We start from the raw sequence: 18,733 nt of genomic DNA on the forward strand, positions 1-18,733 counted from the left end.
GATGCGTAATTTTATCTTTTTTTTGAAATTTTCATCTTTTATGTTCCGTCATCATTAGGGGAATGATAGTGGGAGTGTCATGTTAGTAACCAATGGGAGGTGAAAGCTATGGGTAAAACAAAGAAAAACCCATCTAAAGCTGGCGTAAGTGCAGCAAGTGTACAAGGTGATGCAGGACCAACTGTCGAAAGAGATGGCGGCGGCAAACGTAACAGTCAGAATAACCAGTATAAACGCTAATTAGAGTGGAGGAAACAGGCTGAAACAGATTCAGCCTGTTTTTGGTTACCTCTTATTCGGACTTGCTTACTGCCTCATAGCCTCTTTTGACTACCGACCCATGTCACTTTTGAGGCCGTCTTGCTACTTTTTTACAATCCCCTTAATTACAAATGCAACATTTGCAGGACGTTCAGCCAGGCGGCGCATAAAGTATCCATACCAGTCGGTTCCATATGGGACATAGACGCGCATTCGATAGCCTTCGCGCACCAAATTCAATTGAAGTTCGGGGCGGATTCCGTATAGCATCTGAAACTCAAACAGATCCTTTGAAACTTGATGATCCGAAACAAGCTGCTTCGTATATTCAATAATCTTCTCATCATGGGTAGCGATGGCTGTATAATTTCCATTCAATAAATGCATCTTGATGATTTCTTTAAAATTCTTATCGACATCATTTTTATCAGGATAAGCTACTTTTTCCGACTCTTTATAAGCCCCTTTCACAAGGCGTAAATTTGGTTTATATGGCTGTAAATCCTCTAAATCGGAAACCGTTCGATACAAATATGCCTGCAGAACCGTTCCGACCTGATCATAGCGTGATTTTAATTCTTTAAAAATAGCAAGCGTCTTTGCACAGCGAGAATAATCCTCCATATCAATCGTTACAAACACTTGATGCTTTTCCGCAGCTTCTAAAATTCTCTTCATATTCTGCATAACGGCCTGTTCTGAAATATCTAGACCCAGCGAAGTTAGTTTTAAAGAAAGCTGTGAATTCACGTCACTTGTACTGATCGCTTCTATCGCCCTTATTAAATGCCTCGCTACTTCCTCCGCTTCTTTTTCGTCATCAATAAACTCTCCCAAATAATCGAGAGTTACATCCAAGCCATTGCGGTTTAACTCCTTTATGACTTTGACAGCATGCTCCACTGATTCACCGGCAACAAAACGAGAGGCTCCAAACTGCAATCCATACTTTTTGGCTAATTTCGTTAACATCCTATTTCTTGATAAAAATAAGAAAAAACTTCGTAATAGCTGTTCCATGGTGCCACCTCCCCACTATAACTATATAAAAGAAAAAGGCACAGAATGCATTAAAGATAAAGATATATTAGATTAAGAGATGACAAATTTATTGGATACAAAAAAATGCGGCTGTCCTAGTTGGACAATCGCATTTCTCCACAGTATTCAGTTTTTCTAACTATCTGCATAGGACAAATCATTCAAGAAGTTGAATGTCATCGCCTGCAAAAATTTCACCTGTTTTGATCACAGAAGCATACACGCCAAAGTGATTTTGTCTTTCCTTAGCAATTGTTTTCAGCAAACTTGGATCTTTTGCTGCATTATCGGGATCAACTGTTGTAATCATACACCTTTTACAATGACTTTTTACCTGAAGTTCTACTTCACTGCCAATTTTAATCTTTCTCCCAAACCATGTTTCTTCTATAAACGGAATTTTTTCCTTTAACGAGATAATGATATTTGGGCGAAAACGCCTATGGTCAACCTCGGTTTTCCCCCATAGTTCTTTCAATTTTTCCAACGAAGCATCGGATACAAGTTGAATATGCTCAACTGCAATAGGTCCAATAGGTACATGTGATGGAGGGTATTCAATCGTCGTAATTTTCCGTTTCGATTTGTTTTCCAATTCTTTTATCAATTCTTCATCTTCCCACTCAAAAACCTTTCCTTCAGGTGTAATGACTTCTGTTCTTGGATATACATTTACTGTATCTTCACCTGCAAATCTTGCACTGTAACGAACCATTTCTTGGAACCTTGTGATAGTTAAGAATTCTCCATTGTTTGTTTCATCCACATAAGCATGACTGCGATCACCATATAAACCATAATCCATAATTTTTGTTTTTTCTACACTTTCACCGCGAAGGGATTTGACTGGATGACGAACGATTTCTTTGATCTGACCAATTAACATGAATTTCACTCCTCCCCCTAATTAAAACCTTCCGTAATTAACAATAGCCTGCACATCTCTAATTATGATGAAAAAAAGGACCTGTCGAAAGCAGGTCCTTCTATTGTTGGTTATATCTATATTTAGAACTACTCTTCATCTATTAAGTCTTCAATAGAATCAATTTCCGTATAAGCAGGAACAACCAGTCCATTTCGAGTACCAGTCAGGTTAACCCCGAGGTCCTCAAAATCTTCTTTATATTCTTCATAGTATGCAGCATGTGTTGTCGGCAGCCATGCACCTACCATTGCATCCGCACTTCCATCCGCAACACTCGCCCACATTGGTCCAGCATCGACTTGAATTAAATTCACAGTATAATCTAATTTATTTTCCAATACATATTTCACAACATTGGAACTAGCAATCACATCAGACCAAGCCACATACGTCACTTTTACTTCAGCTCCGTTTCCAGGCTCTACCCCTTCAATCCAAGTATTTACTAAGTCCTCATTGCTTTCAACCCATTCTTTTGCTGCTTCTTGCCCTTCTAGACCGCTTTCAATTTTCACCATGACGTCTTGAAGATGCTCCGGTTCCCATTGAAATTGATCAAAGAATGTATACGCACCAGGCAGATCTTCCTTAAGACCTTGGCGAACAATCGTGTTGATATCTTCTTCACCGCCAAACGCCCCTTTTGGATCTTCGAGCATTTTCAGATCAAATTCAGAAAATTTCCAGTGTGGAATCCAGCCTGTTACGATAATAGGTTCTTCCGCGTCATAAGCTTTTTTCAATGCTGCAGTCATAGCAGCACCGGATCCTTCCGATACTTCCCATTTTTCGTCAAGACCATACTCTGGCAGTACTTTATTGATGGTCATATCCATAAGACCAGCCCCTGGGTCAATTCCGACAATTTGATAATCGAGTTGTTCACCTATAGAAGTACTTTCACTGGTTGTTTCTTCGCTTCCACCACAAGCTGTTAGGCCTATTGATAAAGCTAATGCTGATGTAACTCCGAAAATTCTTTTAAACAAAATACATTTCCCCCTTTTATATATACGACTCCTTGTACAGTACTCCTTTAACCGGGATACTCCGCATACTAAAAGAACTTGTTGTACAAGAAAGTCGAAAGTTCACATCCTCCTCTGCCAAACTGCATCATAAAAATACTTTAGCGATATAATATAGTAAATACATAGAACTACTATGTTTTATTACAAGTAACTTTTATTCAATCCCCTCTTTCTCTGTTAGAGATTGCAAGTTACTCCTTTCGAACTTTTAATCAATGTTCTTTTCTAGGCACGATTTCAAAGATTTTGCCTGACTCCAAGCAATCGATAAAGCGCTCAATCCAATCATAATAATTCAAGGCATTTTGAAGCTTCATAAGATCAGCTTTTGCCTCAGCACGGACTTCCTCATCGGTATCTTCAGATGCAACCAGCTTATTTAGTTCGGTCATGGACTTTTCAATAGCCAAGATATTACGCGCTATACCGTATCTCCATTTAATATTGAAATAATCTGTGAAGGATTGATACCAGTCTTCCTCAACTTTGTATAGATCCTTCCTAATCCCTTTTTTCCAAACTTTTTCAACCATTTTCAGCTCTAATAAGTGCCTAACTGAAGTACTCATAGAAGTTTTGCTCATGCCAAGTTCTTCTTTCATATCATCAAGAGTCATCGGTTCATCATGGAAATAAAGCATTCCATATAATCTGCCTATAGAATCTGTGACTCCGTACAGATTCATATTCTGAGCCATTGTTTCAATAACACGCTCCCGGGCTTGATCCAGTTGTTCTTTTCCATTCATGTACTATTTCACATCCATAACTTAATTGAATTAAGTTCCCTTCACATATCTTAAAATTTAGTTTATCCCGTAATAAGGATACTTAACTTGCTATCGCATGAATTAATTTATACACTACCATCTTTTCTAGGAATGTAAAGAATGACCTTTTATAGGAAAAGGAAGGATATGCTAGGAATTTTAAGAATACTTAACATTCTGTTCGTACAGTTTTTACTGTACAAACAATACGCCGGAATATGACGTATTCTCGACTTTGCTCATTTTTTCCTCTAGTTCTACAATTAAGAAGTCCTTAAAACGGGAAAGTAGCCCAAATCACAACAGTAAATTATGCAATATTGCCTTCTTTCGGTGAGAAAAGTACTAGTTTTTATTTGGGCTTTAAGATAAGAGGTGAAAGAATGAATGAAGGAAATGTGAAAATCACCGTTAAAAATGTAACGAAGATTTTCGGGAAAAATACTAAAAAAGCCTTGCAGCTTTTAAAGGAAGGAAAGTCAAAAGGAGAAATCCTTGAAAAAACCGGTGCAACGATCGGGATAAATCAGGCTTCTTTTGATGTGTACAATGGTGAAATCTTTGTCATCATGGGGTTATCCGGAAGTGGTAAGTCAACACTAGTGCGTACACTTAATCGATTGATTGATCCAACGATTGGAGAAATCCTCATTGATGGCAATGATATTACAAAAATGAAGAAAGACGCACTGATTCAAGTGCGCCGCAAGAAAATCAGCATGGTTTTCCAAAACTTTGCGTTGCTTCCACATAAGACTATTCTTGAAAATACGGAATATGGCTTAGAAATTCAAGGAATTGACAAGGAAAAACGCAAGCAGCAAGCGTTAAATTCCCTGAAATTAGTCGGACTTGAAGGATATGAACATCAGTATCCAAAACAGCTCAGCGGAGGAATGCAGCAGCGCGTCGGATTAGCAAGGGCGTTAGCGAGCGATACCGATATTCTTTTAATGGATGAAGCGTTTAGTGCACTTGATCCATTAATCCGTAAAGATATGCAGGATGAACTGATAGACCTTCAGGCTTCGATGGAAAAAACAATCGTTTTCATCACGCATGACTTGGATGAAGCTCTTCGCATCGGCGACCGCATCGCTTTGATGAAAGATGGAGAGATTGTTCAAATCGGTACGCCGGAAGAAATTCTCATGAATCCATCCAACCAATATGTTGAGAGATTCGTAGAGGATGTAGATCTATCGAAGGTTCTAACAGCAAGCCATGTCATGAAACGAGCTGAAACAGTTCAAATTGATAAAGGGCCGCGCGTTGCTTTACAAATGATGAAGGAATTAGGGATCTCAAGTATCTATGCCGTCGATAAGAAAAAGAAACTTCTCGGTGCGGTTACAGCAGCAGACGCAAGAAAAGCCGCTGAAGCTGGGCAATCATTACAAGATATTCTCGATCGGGATGTACAAAAAGTCAGCAGTGATACATTGCTATTTGATTTATTTGATAGCGTCTCGACTGCCTCCATTCCTGTAGCAGTCGTTGATGAAAATGACAAGCTTTTAGGAATTCTTGTAAGAGGGGCCGTCATTGGTGCACTTGCAGGGAATAATGAAGTCATTAATGTTTTAGAGAAAGCCAAAACTGAAGTAGCTGCAGATCAATCTGAAAAGGAGGGGAGTAACTAATGGAGGGCTTATTACCAAAACTTCCGCTTGCTGATTGGATTGATAGTTTTGTAGATTGGTTGACGGTCACATTTGCCTTTTTATTTGACGGTATCACCGTTTCGTTAGAAGGAGTTGTGGAAGGGCTATTCGCTGTCCTGGAGATCATACCTTCCTATATTCTTCTAATCCTCATTGGTTTGTTAGCTTGGAAGTTATCATCGAAAGGAATTGCTCTATTCGCTGTCATAGGTTTGTTTTTAATTGATAATCTTGGCTACTGGGAAGCCATGCTAGAAACATTGTCATTAGTATTAACAGCAGTCATCATTACTGTGGTTATTGGAATACCGATGGGGATTTGGGCATCGCAGAAAACCGTTGTCAAACAAATTCTCACACCTATATTGGACTTTATGCAGACGATGCCGGCATTTGTTTACTTAATTCCTGCTATTTTCTTCTTTAGCATCGGTGTTGTCCCAGGGGTTGTATCTTCTGTCATCTTTGCTGTACCGCCAACGATCAGATTGACGATCTTAGGTATTCAGCAGGTCCCTACTGACATTATTGAAGCAACAGAAGCATTTGGTTCCACAACACGCCAAAGGTTATTAAAAGTTCAGCTGCCACTGGCCATGCCAACCATTATGGCAGGTATTAACCAGAGCATCATGCTTTCATTATCAATGGTTGTTATTGCATCGATGGTAGGTGCGCCTGGTCTTGGTGCTGACGTGTATCGAGCAGTCACACAGATTCAAATCGGAAGAGGTTTTGAGGCTGGTCTAGCCATTGTCGTCATGGCGATTATCCTAGACCGGATTACACAAAATGTTGGAATTAGAAAACAAGGAGGAAACTAATCATGAAAAAAACATGGCTGTCTTTTTTAATGGCACCTGCACTAGCATTCGGACTTGCAGCTTGCGGGTCAGATGAAGCAGGAAATACAAATGAGGAAGAAAACAATAACAGCGGCGGTACTGAAACAGAAGCTTCTATCGGTGAGCAGGTTGATTATGAAATCATCGGAATCGACCCAGGCGCTGGTATCATGAAAGCAACTGCCAATGTACTTGAAGAATATGAACTTGAGGATTGGACATTGGTTGAGGGTTCTGGTGCAGCAATGACAGCTGCCTTGAAAAAGGCCTATAACAAAGAAGAACCTGTTATCGTTACAGGCTGGAGCCCACACTGGAAGTTCTCTAAATTTGATCTGAAATATTTAGAAGATCCAAAAGGTACTTATGGTGAAGAAGAAAATATCCATTCAATTGCACGTAATGGCCTTGCTGAAGATCATCCATCTGCACACCAAGTGCTTGATAATTTCTATTGGGATGAAGCAGATATGAACGATGTTATGGTTCAAATTACTGATGGTGAAGATCCAGAGAAAGCTGCTCGTGCATGGGTAGATGCTAATCCAGATAAGGTAGCAGAATGGACTGAAGGCGTTGAAAAGGTCGACGGTGATGAAATCAAAATCGGTTATGTAGCATGGGATACTGAAATTGCCAGCACGAATGTTGTCGGCCAGGTGTTAACGGATTTAGGTTATGATGTAACACTTAGCCAAGTAGAAGCAGGCCCAATGTGGGCTGGTGTTGCTGACGGAAGCTTGGATGCTCATATTGCTGGATGGCTTCCATTAACACATGCTGACTACTACTCAGAATTCGAAGGAGATTTCGAAGACCTTGGTGCTAACTTAGAAGGAACTAAAATTGGTCTCGTTGTACCTTCATATGTAGAAATTGATTCTATTGAAGACTTGAAATAATAATCATATTAATAAAGAAAAGCCGTTTTGACTCTATGTCAAACGGCTTTTCTTTATTTCTTAGACTGACGATGCTGTTCATTCAGCTCCTTGATTTCAAGGATCAATTCCTTCATTTCCTCTTTTGCATCTGGATATAACTCATTCCAATGCTTAGCTAATGGCGGCATTGATTTACTTACATACGTATACATTGCCCAAATCTTCACCTTTTCCGTTAATTCCGGTGTCGAATCACCTACAAGCAATTCAGTATATTTAGTCATTAGCGCCTCAAATTGTTCACGAAAAGAATCATTCATTCATACATCCCCCTTTCATGTCATGTTACATGTTTTCGGGCAGGTTTTACAGTGTCTCGATTCACCCTCCAATAAATAATGAAAACAACAGGTTTTTCTAATCCGTACTTCATTATTTTTTTCAGTAAAAAACTTACGAAGCGGATTGCTATGTCTCTCTCCAAAAAGAGTACTTGGTGCTTCATGAATGAGAAAGTCAAAATCTGCTCCTGCTCTTGCTGCTGCTTCCTTATTCTCGGACTTCAGAAGGATCGATTCATAAAGCCAAAAAATATAAATCGCGATATTTTCCCATAGAATATGTTTGGATTGCTTTGTAACCTTTGAGATGAGGTCAAGGAGGACAGCCATATGATCTGCAAAAAAATCACGAATCGCCGCCTCAACCCATTTCTTCCGATCTAAGCTTACTGATTCAAAGCTTTGATCTTGGAGAAAAAACTTTGGCAGCCAAACTTGATCGTCATCACTTGTTATGAGAAATATATGCCGAAACGAAGGGTTTAATCTTTTATTCCAAGCACTTACTCCATATAAATATATGACGGCTAAAAACGCATATCTTTTTACAAACATTGAAGCCGTGACTCTTATATTCGGCGATCCTATTTCGCCGCTTAATGTGTTTAAATATTGATTTAGGTTTTCTTCCGTGAATAGTTTAGAAACAGAAAGAACTTGGTTTCCCGCATCCTCTTCCGCTGTGAAGCGAAACTGCCTCAATTGATTGATTTCTTCTTTACTAAGAACGTCAGCCATTTCCAACTTCAGCCCTTTTTATTATACATCTTCCCTTACCATAAGGGATGCAAAGCGGGGTACCGAATAAAGGATCAATTGTCACTTCACATTCCATATCAAAAACATTTTTGACCAAATTGCAATTGATAACATGTTCTGGTTTGCCTTGTGCATGGATCTTCTGATTCTTAATGGCGACAATATTATGAGCATATCGACAGGCTAAATTGAGATCGTGCAATACCATAACGATTGTTCTATTTTCCTTTTCATTCAGTTCGAAAAGTAGATCCAGTATCTCAATTTGATGTGTCATATCAAGATAGGTGGTAGGCTCATCAAGGAGAATGATATCTGTATCTTGAGCAAGAGTCATGGCGATCCAGGCCCTTTGCCGCTGTCCTCCAGATAATGAATCCACTGTGCGGTCCTTTAAATCTTGAATCCCAGTGGCTTTCAATGCACGATTTACCTTTTCCTCATCCTCCTCTGTCCACTGCTTCAGCCAAGTTTGATAAGGATAACGACCTTGCTTAACTAGCTGCATTACGGTTAGACCTTCTGGGGCTAACGGTGATTGCGGAAGAATCGCCATTCTCTTGGCAATATCCTTTGTTGACATTTTTGCCATTGCGCTTCCCTCTAATAACACGGCCCCTGTTCTCGGCTTTAACAGCCTTGCAATGGAACGAAGCAGTGTTGATTTTCCACAGCCATTCCCACCGATAAAGACCGTGATCTCACCTTTCGGAATCCTCAAATCTAATTCATTGATGATAATCGTATCTCCATATGTAAGCGTGAGATTTTTCGTTTCAATTGCATCTGCCATTCAACTCTCTCCCCCTTCTATTATGTGTTATGAATTCCTTGTTTTAAAAAGCAGATAAATAAAATAAGGAGCTCCTATTCCTGCCGTAAATACCCCCGCCGGAATTTCTAATGGAGAGAACAATGTCCGTCCGACCAAATCTGCCGTCATGACAAGAATCCCGCCAATTAGAGCAGACACCGGCAATAATGCTCCGAACGATGAACCAACAAGCCTTCTAGCCATATGTGGTGCCATCAAGCCAACAAATCCAATTCCTCCAGCAAAAGCAACAGCACTTCCTATCAATGCAGTACTGACCATTAAGAGCGTGAAACGCTGTTTTTGCACGTTTCCGCCGACTCCTGTTGCAATTTCATCACCCAGCTCCTGAATGTTCATTTTTCGTGCCATCGCAAATGCAATAGCAGCAAGAACCATTGTCAATGGAACAAGTACTGTCACATTTGCCCAAGTCGAACCATGTACGGTTCCTGTTATCCAAATATTCGCCTGACTTGCCCGATGTATGGGTCCTAAAATCATCATTAATGTTGTCAGTGCCTTCATAAGGGTAGAGATGCCGATCCCGATTAAGACAAGACGAATAGGTGTCACTCCATTTTTCCATGATAAAGCATATACAAATATAGCTATGATAGCAGCTCCGATAAAAGCCGTTAACGGCATCCATTTTATACTAACGGTTAAAGCGTTATTGTCATTACTAAAAAATGCTAGAAAGCCTACTACAGCCACCGCTGCCCCGCCTGTAATACCGAGAATATCAGGAGAGGCCAAGGGATTGCGAATCATACCTTGGAGAATGGCTCCAGCCACGGCAAGAGAGATCCCCACAGCAAGGGAAACGATGATCCTCGGCAGACGAAAAGACGTGACTACGAGCTTCTCCATGTCCGTTCCTCCGCCAAAAAACACATGCAGTACTGTCAGCGGATCAATCTTCATTTCTCCCAGCCCTGTGCTTAAAATGAAAACAGCTGCTGTAATTAGTATCATAATCAACAGAACTCTTACAGCTCGTTTATCAATTAAGAAAGAAATTTTTCCGTTTAAAAGTCGAAATCCTTTAAAATCATTCATTTTGCATTGAACCCCCTTCTTGCGATGTAAATAAAGAATGGAGTTCCTATTATAGCTGTCATCACACCTACAGGTACTTCTTGAGGCATAATGACATAACGAGCTAAAATATCGGCAAGCAGTAATAAAATTCCTCCTAAGAGACCTGAGATCGGTATGACCCAGCGATGGTCAATGCCTACTATCGCTCTTGCCACGTGTGGAATAACAATACCAATAAACCCAATAGGTCCAGCTATCGCAACAGCTCCACCAGATAGGAGGATAATCACTATTCCGGCTCCAATTTTTAGCATCACTGTATTTAACCCTAGACCTTTTGCTACATCGTCCCCCATTGAAAGCACATTCATTTTGGAAGATATCAAGAAAGCAATGCCCCATCCTGCTATCAAATAAGGCAGTACAGATAGAAGGATTTCTAACTTTCTTCCTTGAACAGACCCTGCAAGCCAAAAGAGGACCTGCTCTAATGCTGCTTCATCTATTACCAGGAAACCTTGTGTAAAGGATGCAAACATCGCCGCCATCGCTGCCCCAGCTAATGTCAACTTAATCGGTGTTAATCCTTCTCTGCCAACTGAACCAATTATATAGACACCAATGGCAGCTGCAGCAGCCCCTGCGAACGCAATCCAAGCAATCGCTTGCAGGTCTCCTATTGAAAATAAAGTTACAGCAATGACCACAGCAAACCCAGCACCCGCATTTACACCAAATATATCTGGAGATGCAAGCGGATTTTTCGTTAATGTTTGCATAAGAACCCCTGCAATCGCTAAACTACACCCCACTGCCGCAGCAATTAAAGCTCTTGGCAGCCGAACAGTCGTAATAACTAGGTGCTCGTTTGATCCATTGTTATGTTGAAAGGCATTTAAAGCCATTTTCCAGGTCGTGTCTGTGTATCCGTATATAATGCTTGCACAAATAAATAATAGTAATAAGATAATTGCGATGATGAGGCCAAGAACCTTTTGACCATTGTTTTTTAAAAGCATAAGAAAAACCTTTCTTCTCTTTAATTATTGTGATTAGTTTTAGTGTATTGTACGACTATTATGCTGTCAATGACTTTGATAATCATTTTCAATTAATCATTGACAATCTCATTATACCGTTTTATGATAGTGACAACTGATAATGATTATCATTAACACAAATAGGAGGAACATGATGAAATCACTTCGATCTTTACTATCTATCTTATCAATTATGCTTGTCTTCATTCTTGCTGCTTGCGGCGGAACCGAAGAAGAAAAAACAACAGAAACACAGGATGATAATACACAAACTGAAGATACTAGCTATACGGTTGAACACGCCATGGGGACAACTACCATTGATAAAACGCCAGAAAAAGTGGTTGTTTTAACAAACGAAGGAACGGAGGCCCTTCTCGCTCTAGGAGTGACTCCAGTTGGTGCAGTCCAATCTTGGACTGGCGACCCTTGGTATGAGCATATTGCCGATGATATGAAAAATGTAGAAGTAGTCGGGCTTGAAAGTGAAGTTAATTTAGAAGCAATTGCTGCCCTGGAGCCAGACTTAATTATTGGAAATAAAATGCGACAAGAAGATATTTATGAGCACTTGAATGCTATTGCACCTACTGTTTTTGCAGAAGATTTGCGCGGAAACTGGAAAATTAACTTTGAACTATACGCAAAAGCTGTAAACAAGGAGGAGAAAGGCAAAGAAGTCCTTGATGCATATAGTACAAGAATCGCTGATTTACAAGAAAAGCTAGGCGATAAATTAAATATGAAAGTTTCAATGGTTCGCTTCATGGCCGGAGACGTTCGTATCTATCAAAAAGACTCCTTCTCTGGAGTGATTTTAGATGAAATTGGGTTTGCAAGACCCGAAAGCCAGGATGTCGATGAATTTGCCATTAAAGGGGCAACAAAAGAACAGGTACCGTTAATGGATGGCGACATTCTCTTCTACTTTACGTATGAAACCGGTGATGGAGAAGCAACACAGTTAGAAAAGGAATGGCTTGAGGATCCTTTATTCCAAAACCTCGAAGTTGCGAAAAAAGGTGAAGTTCACAAGGTGAACGATGCCATCTGGAATACGGCTGGCGGTGTAATTGCTGCTAATTTAATGTTAGATGATATCGAGAATACTTTCTTAAAATAGATATTAGCTTCATTTTCCCCCTCTTTTAAATGAAGCTAAGCCCCCTATAAAAAAAACTCACAAAAGCTGTGAGTTTTTTTTATTCCATCTTCCTACTCATAATATAACTAATCCGGATAAAGCTGCCAAAAGCGGTAATAATAAACCTTAGTCATTGAAGGTAAGGGTGATGGCATTCATGAAGTTTCCATTTTTGAAGAAAAAAAATGATAGAGAAGAAATCAAAAAGGCACTGTCCAAATCAAAAGATTATACAACTGTCACATATTTAAATAAAAAAACGAATGTTACTTTTTGTTTAACATTTATGAGCACTCTTGTAGACGAAAAAATCATTAATGATAACGCCCTTCCTCCTTTGTTAGAAGGAGACTTCTATAGATTAGAGGATACAAAAAACATCCTGCCTCTATCAGATGTTCAAGTGACAGAAGAAACAGATAAGCTGGAACAGAAGCTATTTAATGGGTATGTATTATTAACGATGCAAGGTATAGAAAATAAGTTTTGCTTCTTTTCTGCTCAAAAGGAAGTCTCAAGAAACGTAAGTGTTCCTGAAGTAGAATTTAACGTAATCGGGCCGAAGGAAGCATTTGTTGAGTCAATAGATCAAAATTTAAATTTAATTCGTAAAAGGCTTCCTATAAAAGAATTAATCATTGAGGAACAGAAAGTTGGAAAGCTTTCAAAAACAACAGTGGCTATTCTTTATATCGATGGAATTACCAATACGGAAAATGTGAACACCGTAAGACAGAGGATTAGCGATATAGAGTTTGATGCTATTACGGACAGCTCGTATATCGTCCAAATGATTTCTGATAATCAACATTCACCATTTCCACAGCTTCTTGATACAGAAAGACCAGACCGTGTTGCTGCAATTTTAGCAGAGGGAAAAGTAGCGATTATTGTTGATGGTTCCCCCCATGCTTTAATTACACCAACCACATTGGTAGAGTTTTTTAGTTCCTTTGAGGACTATTTCTTAAACTGGATTCTTTCATCTTTTTTACGTTTAGTTCGTATATTTGCCGTTACGTTCTCTGTTTTGGTTACACCTGTCTATGTAGCCACATTAAGTTATCATTACGAATTAATACCTCAGGACCTTTTGGGGCTCTTGGTTACTTCTAGAAGACAGATTCCCTTTCCGCCAATTCTAGAAGCACTTTTTCTAGAGCTTACCATTGAGCTCCTCAGAGAGGCGGGAGCACGACTGCCAACTAAGGTCGGACAAACAATTGGTATCGTGGGTGGTATCGTACTTGGAACAGCGAGTGTTGAGGCAGGTCTGACTAGTAACGTTTTATTAATATTTGTTGCTTTAGCAGCTCTTGCTTCTTTTACAACTCCAATATACAAAATGAGCAATACCATTCGTTTAATTCGTTTTCCATTTTTGATTTTTGCAGAACTTTGGGGCTTACTCGGAATTCTGTTAGCTTTTTGCTTTTTTTTAACTCACCTGCTGCGTTTAACGTCACTAGGAAGGCCATTTTTAGAGCCCATTTATCCACCTAGAATACATGACTTAAAGGATGCTCTGATTCGCCTGCCTTTTAGCCAGCAGACAAATCGGCCGTTTTTTTTACAATCTAAGGCCCCTAAACGTTTCGATGATGGCACTGCAAAAGAAAAGAAAGACATTGATGAATAGAGGTATTTAAATATGACTCAAATCGTTCCCGACAACAGAAAAATATCTCCATCCCTCGTATTTTTTCTTATTCACTCTATGCAGATTGGTGTCGGGGTCCTAGGTTTTCAGCGGATAATCGCCAAATCTGCAGGCTATGATGCTTGGATATCCATTCTTATAGCAGGACTGGCCGTTCATATTATTGTGTGGATGATGTACAAAATGCTAAGAATTGCAGATGGAGATATACTGGCCATTCACACATACCTATTAGGAAAAAAGGCAGCCAAAATCCTATGTTCTATCTTAATTTTATATTTTGTTTTATTAACGACGGCGGTCTTAAGAAATTTTATTGAAATCGTCCAGGTATGGATGTTCCCGCACCTGCATACGTTTTGGTTCGGACTAGTCTTTCTCCTTTTAGTCTTGTATGTGATTTTTGGAGGCTTCCGAACGGTTACCGGCATCGCCTTTTTTTCTGTACTGTTACCTTTATATATCCTATTTTTGTTTTTATATACTGTACCGTTCTCTGATTTCACGAATATGCTTCCGATTTTGGATCATTCCATTAAGGACATCCTTTTATCAAGTCGTGACATGTCATTTTCTATAGTTGGGTTTGAGACATTGCTGTTTTTTTATCCTTTTATTAAAAATCCTGAAAAATCGAAAAAGTGGGCTCATCTTGGGATCGCCTATACAACTTTTGCCTATTTTTACTTAGCCATTATCACGTTCGCATACTTTCCAGAGGCCCAATTAGATAAAAATGTTTGGCCCACGCTGACGCTATGGAAGATCATTGAAATGCCCTTTGTTGAACGTTTTGAGTATATTGGCATTGCAAATTGGTGCTTAATCATTCTGCCGAATATTTGCCTTGCTTTATGGTGCGTAAGCAGATTGACGAAGCAAATCTTTTCGGTACAACAAAGAAGAGCTCTCCCTGTATTAGCTCTGCTTGTTTTAGTTGGAATTAGTTTATTAGTAACAAGAGACCAGATTAATACTGTAACCAACATTACAGGGAAGTTTGGTTTTTATTTTAATTTTGTCTATGTTCCAATCTTGTTTATAGTAATTTTAATTACCAAGAAGGTGAGATCTCATGGAAAGGATACGTAATTTCCTTTTGCTCATCCCTCTTTTCTTCTTACTAGTCGGATGTGTGGAAAAAGAAACCGTTGATGATATAAATTTAATCAATGGTATAGGGTTTGATTATGCAGAAGAAGGTAGAATTATCGGTACGATCCTTTTCCCTGTGTTTATGAAAGATCAGCCGCCAGAGAACAAGATTCTTACAGCGGAAGCAGCTATTAAAAAGTCAGTACTGCAGGATATTCAGAAGCAATCAGCGGACCCTATTGTAACCGGAAAAATGCGCGTAGTGCTTTTTGGTGAAGAGCTCTCCACAAAACAGGGAATCTTAGAATTAGTAGATGCCTTTCAGCGTGACCCTGGGGTAGGATCCGGAATTTATCTAGCAACGGTTGATGGAACGGCAGAGGAAATATTAAAAGGAAAGTACGGAATAAAAGGGAATGCAGCCCATATTGCCAATCTCTTAGATCAAAATGTGAAAAGAGAAGATCTCCCAAAGACCAATTTACAACGGTTTTTAGCTGACTTTTATCAAAAGGGCAAGACTCCTTATATCCCGCAAATCAAGAAAATATCAGATGAAAATGTGGAGTTAAGCGGAGTCGGTCTTTTTAAAAGCGGAAAAATTATTGATACGATTACTCAAGATAAAATGTTCTTTTTTAAGCTGCTAGTCGATAAATTCAGTGAAGGGATGCATCGAGTCGGCATCGAAAAAGGAGATGCTGCCATTCGGAGTATTCGTTCATCCCATAATTTTGAGCTGACTGGCAGGAACCCATTCGAAGTTACGGTGAAAATCAGGGTCGAAGGCGTGATCAATGAATTCACTGGTAATGAACTAACCCCCAAAATCACCAAACAATTGGCAAAGCAATTCGAAGAGGATATCGCTCGAGAATGTATGTATTTTGTTAAGAGATTTCAAGAAAAAGAAATTGACCCTGTTGGATTTGGCCACTTTGTCAAAACTCAAGAAAGAAACTTCAATATCGACAAATGGTGGGCTGCCGAATATCCAAAACTAGTTGTGAAGATTAAACCAGATGTGACGATTACCGAAGCTGGTGTGATCCAATAAGAAAAGAGCTAGGACATGTGTCCTTGCTCTTTTTTTCATTATTCTTCGCTTGCAAACATGTACTTTTTATAATGATAGCGAATAGAAAAGATTAAGCTGACAGCCAGCATATTTCCCATAAGCGAGCTTCCTCCATAGCTGATAAATGGAAGCGGAATCCCTGTTATCGGCAGAAGACCGATCGTCATGCCAATATTTTGGAAGACGTGAAAGGTAATCATGCTAATGACGCCGACACATATATACGTATAGTAGTCATTCTTCGTTTCAATGCCGATTTTGGTAATCTGATAAATAAGCAAAAAGAAAAGGCTGATTAAGATGCTTGCACCGATAAAGCCAAACTCTTCCCCTACCACGCTAAAGATAAAATCCGTATGGCTTTCAGGCAGATAGACTTCTCTAGTACCGAATCCCTTCCCCGACGTTTCACCAGAGCCAATTGCCAGCAGCGAACGCGTAAGCTGATAACCGGTGGTACTCGAATAATTATATGGATCGAGCCAAGAGTAAATCCGTCCGAATTGATACTCCTTTACACCCAGATACTTTTCTAAAATATCGGGTTTCCATAATACTAAATAGAAGATGACCGAAATAGCTGAAATCCCGAACCCAAATATAGGGGCAAGTATCTTCCAAGAGACTCCAGAGATAAAAATCATTCCGAGCATGATCGCTAGGAACACCATCGAAGTTCCTAAGTCAGGCTGCTGCATGACCAAAAAAAGAGGAGCTCCCGTAACAAGGCCAATTTTTACAAGCAGCCACAAGTCAGTTTGAACAGTTTTCATAGCATTCTTTTCATGATGATCAATAATGACTCTTGAAAGAGCCAGGATTAAGAAGACTTTAAAAAATTCCGACGGCTGCAAGGAACCCATGCCGGGTACCTTATACCAGCTTTTAGCTCCGTTAATGACAGGAGCAATGCTAGTCGGCGCAACAATTAAAAAGCCAAGTAAAAACAAGCCAAGTCCGTAAACATACCACGATAGCTTCTTAAGCTGGTCCGAATCGAAGGTAATGACGACAGCGATAATCACAATGCCTATCCCATACCATACGATTTGTTTTAATAGGAAGTTCTCGCCATACTGTCCTGTCGACTGGGCGCTATAGATGGCAATACAGCTTGCTAAAAATAATAAAAACACTATAAATGCCAAATTATAATCTACTTTAGATGTCGGCTGATGTTTTGTAGTCATGTCTATTCTCCTTTGAAGCATGTACAATACTTCATTATATTTTTATTGAGAATAAATCACAACTTTTCTGCAGAAGTTGGTACTTTTTACATTCATTCAAAATATTTGGAAGTTATGTCTTTTCTGATCCGCTCTAGGTTTGTGGGAACCTGCGGGATGGAATATCCAATATAAAGCGGTGTGGTGACATAACGGGAAACCACTTTTACGTAAATAGCATCATCCAGCCTATAAAAGAAAAGATTATAACTATTAGCCCTAAATGGAAAATGATTCAATATATAGTGTACGGCCATTTGTGTGTAGGAAGCAAAGGTCGGGATTTGATCCAGATGAGTCATTTTTACATTAAATTCATAGAAACCAACCTTTGGCTTCGTTGATAACGAAAAGGTGACGCCATTTTCTTCATGGATGTTCATTCCTTCGAAGTACATAGGTGAGATATTTTCCATATAATCGATATCATGCAGGCCCACGATTTGCATATGGGGATGCGCAATGGTACCTCCTGATAAAGGCCCATGATTTTTGAAGTAAAGCACAGAACGATATTTGCCGCTTTCTTGGAAATCCAGCCAATGCTTTATCCCGAATGTGAAAAGTCTTACTAAATGTTCCTTTGGATAGAGAGAGAGCTCGCTTAAGCAGTCATCAGTCTCAATCAGAACTGTCTGATAGGCATTCTCTAGGACAGGATATTTATTTTTCAGAAGGATAATCGAGTCATCTGTATCAATAATATCCGTCAGTTCATCCCTGGCACAGAAAGGGCAGCTAGCATTCTTGTTACGGATACTTTCTGGTTTTTTCACACCGATGGCGGTATTAAACAATAAATGTGTACTTGTCATTTCAGGTCCACCCACTTTTTCTTATTTCCTTAATTAATTGTATGAGATTTTTTAAAAATTAGCTAATTTAATGTATTTATTCTCTTTGCTTAGATACAAGCTTTTTTGGATGTGGCCGATATCTACCTGGTTTTGACCGATATATACGAAAAGTAGCCGATATATACGAAAAGTGGCCGATATATTTCAAATCTGACCGATATATCTCAAATCTGACCGATATCCTGAAAACGCATGATTAAAGACCTATTTAAATGTGAACATTTTGTGAACAATCTATACAATTCTAA

General features: G+C 39.3%; 19 protein-coding genes. 8 read left to right on the forward strand and 11 right to left on the reverse strand.

What is annotated here, in order from left to right; all coding sequences use genetic code 11:
* Window positions 1–108 precede the first annotated feature (108 nt).
* Window positions 109–240 (forward strand): YuzL family protein, encoded by a 132-nt coding sequence (locus tag CZ487_RS22725; protein ID WP_077214646.1) that lies wholly within the window; start codon window positions 109–111, stop codon window positions 238–240.
* Between the two features lie 123 nt (window positions 241–363).
* Here CZ487_RS22725 and CZ487_RS22730 read toward each other — a convergent pair whose 3' ends face one another.
* From CZ487_RS22730 to CZ487_RS22745, 4 genes are all read right to left on the reverse strand, one after another.
* The gene (locus tag CZ487_RS22730; protein WP_077214649.1) at window positions 364–1,281 is read right to left on the reverse strand and encodes a proline dehydrogenase family protein; all 918 of its coding nucleotides are present in this window, start codon (window positions 1,279–1,281) and stop codon (window positions 364–366) included.
* Between the two features lie 178 nt (window positions 1,282–1,459).
* A complete protein-coding gene (locus tag CZ487_RS22735) occupies window positions 1,460–2,188 on the reverse strand; it encodes an MOSC domain-containing protein (RefSeq protein ID WP_077214659.1) in 729 nt (242 codons plus the stop codon).
* Window positions 2,189–2,316: 128 nt separating this feature from the next.
* Window positions 2,317–3,219 carry a glycine betaine ABC transporter substrate-binding protein gene (locus CZ487_RS22740; RefSeq protein WP_077214662.1) on the reverse strand — a complete coding sequence of 301 codons (903 nt, stop codon included), beginning with the start codon at window positions 3,217–3,219 and terminating at the stop codon, window positions 2,317–2,319.
* A 254-nt stretch (window positions 3,220–3,473) separates the two neighbouring features.
* Window positions 3,474–4,010 carry a GbsR/MarR family transcriptional regulator gene (locus tag CZ487_RS22745; protein WP_077214664.1) on the reverse strand — a complete coding sequence of 179 codons (537 nt, stop codon included), beginning with the start codon at window positions 4,008–4,010 and terminating at the stop codon, window positions 3,474–3,476.
* 404 nt (window positions 4,011–4,414) lie between these two features.
* Between CZ487_RS22745 and CZ487_RS22750 the strand changes: the two genes are divergently transcribed.
* From CZ487_RS22750 to CZ487_RS22760, 3 genes are read left to right on the forward strand one after another with little or no spacing between them, the layout of a single operon-like run.
* A complete protein-coding gene (locus CZ487_RS22750) occupies window positions 4,415–5,674 on the forward strand; it encodes a quaternary amine ABC transporter ATP-binding protein (RefSeq protein ID WP_077214666.1) in 1,260 nt (419 codons plus the stop codon).
* On the forward strand, window positions 5,674–6,519 hold the full coding sequence (locus tag CZ487_RS22755; protein WP_077214668.1) for an ABC transporter permease: 846 nt from the start codon (window positions 5,674–5,676) through the stop codon (window positions 6,517–6,519). The genes CZ487_RS22750 and CZ487_RS22755 overlap by 1 nt, the downstream gene beginning before the upstream one ends.
* A 2-nt stretch (window positions 6,520–6,521) precedes the next feature.
* Complete coding sequence (locus CZ487_RS22760; protein ID WP_077214669.1) at window positions 6,522–7,442, forward strand: glycine betaine ABC transporter substrate-binding protein; 921 nt, start codon at window positions 6,522–6,524, stop codon at window positions 7,440–7,442.
* 53 nt (window positions 7,443–7,495) lie between these two features.
* Here the strand turns inward: CZ487_RS22760 and CZ487_RS22765 are convergent, their stop codons facing one another.
* Genes CZ487_RS22765 through CZ487_RS22785 form a run of 5 tightly spaced genes read right to left on the reverse strand, consistent with a single transcriptional unit; the run spans window position 7,496 to window position 11,401 of the window.
* The gene (locus tag CZ487_RS22765; protein WP_077214670.1) at window positions 7,496–7,744 is read right to left on the reverse strand and encodes a YusU family protein; all 249 of its coding nucleotides are present in this window, start codon (window positions 7,742–7,744) and stop codon (window positions 7,496–7,498) included.
* A gap of 15 nt (window positions 7,745–7,759) precedes the next feature.
* Complete coding sequence (locus CZ487_RS22770; RefSeq protein ID WP_139339661.1) at window positions 7,760–8,503, reverse strand: IucA/IucC family C-terminal-domain containing protein; 744 nt, start codon at window positions 8,501–8,503, stop codon at window positions 7,760–7,762.
* Window positions 8,496–9,317, reverse strand: coding sequence for an ABC transporter ATP-binding protein (locus CZ487_RS22775; RefSeq protein ID WP_077214672.1), 822 nt, complete (start codon window positions 9,315–9,317; stop codon window positions 8,496–8,498). The genes CZ487_RS22770 and CZ487_RS22775 overlap by 8 nt, the downstream gene beginning before the upstream one ends.
* Window positions 9,318–9,344: 27 nt before the next feature.
* The gene (locus CZ487_RS22780) at window positions 9,345–10,400 is read right to left on the reverse strand and encodes a FecCD family ABC transporter permease (RefSeq protein ID WP_077214673.1); all 1,056 of its coding nucleotides are present in this window, start codon (window positions 10,398–10,400) and stop codon (window positions 9,345–9,347) included.
* A complete protein-coding gene (locus tag CZ487_RS22785; protein WP_077214674.1) occupies window positions 10,397–11,401 on the reverse strand; it encodes a FecCD family ABC transporter permease in 1,005 nt (334 codons plus the stop codon). The genes CZ487_RS22780 and CZ487_RS22785 overlap by 4 nt, the downstream gene beginning before the upstream one ends.
* A gap of 172 nt (window positions 11,402–11,573) precedes the next feature.
* Here CZ487_RS22785 and CZ487_RS22790 point away from each other — a divergent pair, with 172 nt between their 5' ends.
* The 4 genes from CZ487_RS22790 to CZ487_RS22805 all read left to right on the forward strand — a co-directional run bounded on the left by CZ487_RS22790 (window position 11,574) and on the right by CZ487_RS22805 (window position 16,378).
* Entirely contained in the window at window positions 11,574–12,545 is a 972-nt protein-coding gene (locus CZ487_RS22790; RefSeq protein WP_077214675.1) for an ABC transporter substrate-binding protein, read from the forward strand.
* A gap of 178 nt (window positions 12,546–12,723) precedes the next feature.
* Window positions 12,724–14,205 (forward strand): spore germination protein, encoded by a 1,482-nt coding sequence (locus CZ487_RS22795; RefSeq protein WP_077214676.1) that lies wholly within the window; start codon window positions 12,724–12,726, stop codon window positions 14,203–14,205.
* Window positions 14,206–14,217: 12 nt separating this feature from the next.
* A complete protein-coding gene (locus CZ487_RS22800; protein ID WP_077214677.1) occupies window positions 14,218–15,318 on the forward strand; it encodes a GerAB/ArcD/ProY family transporter in 1,101 nt (366 codons plus the stop codon).
* A complete protein-coding gene (locus CZ487_RS22805; protein ID WP_077214678.1) occupies window positions 15,302–16,378 on the forward strand; it encodes a Ger(x)C family spore germination protein in 1,077 nt (358 codons plus the stop codon). The genes CZ487_RS22800 and CZ487_RS22805 overlap by 17 nt, the downstream gene beginning before the upstream one ends.
* Before the next feature lie 38 nt (window positions 16,379–16,416).
* Here CZ487_RS22805 and rodA read toward each other — a convergent pair whose 3' ends face one another.
* Both rodA and CZ487_RS22815 read right to left on the reverse strand, forming a co-directional pair.
* Window positions 16,417–17,589: a rod shape-determining protein RodA gene (gene rodA, locus CZ487_RS22810; protein ID WP_077214679.1), complete on the reverse strand. Its 1,173-nt coding sequence runs from the start codon at window positions 17,587–17,589 to the stop codon at window positions 16,417–16,419.
* A 92-nt stretch (window positions 17,590–17,681) separates the two neighbouring features.
* Window positions 17,682–18,443: a DUF4931 domain-containing protein gene (locus tag CZ487_RS22815; RefSeq protein ID WP_077214680.1), complete on the reverse strand. Its 762-nt coding sequence runs from the start codon at window positions 18,441–18,443 to the stop codon at window positions 17,682–17,684.
* Between the last annotated feature and the right edge of the window lie 290 nt (window positions 18,444–18,733).

The organism is Robertmurraya dakarensis (genome assembly GCF_900156875.1).
GTDB lineage: Bacteria > Bacillota > Bacilli > Bacillales > Cytobacillaceae > Robertmurraya > Robertmurraya dakarensis.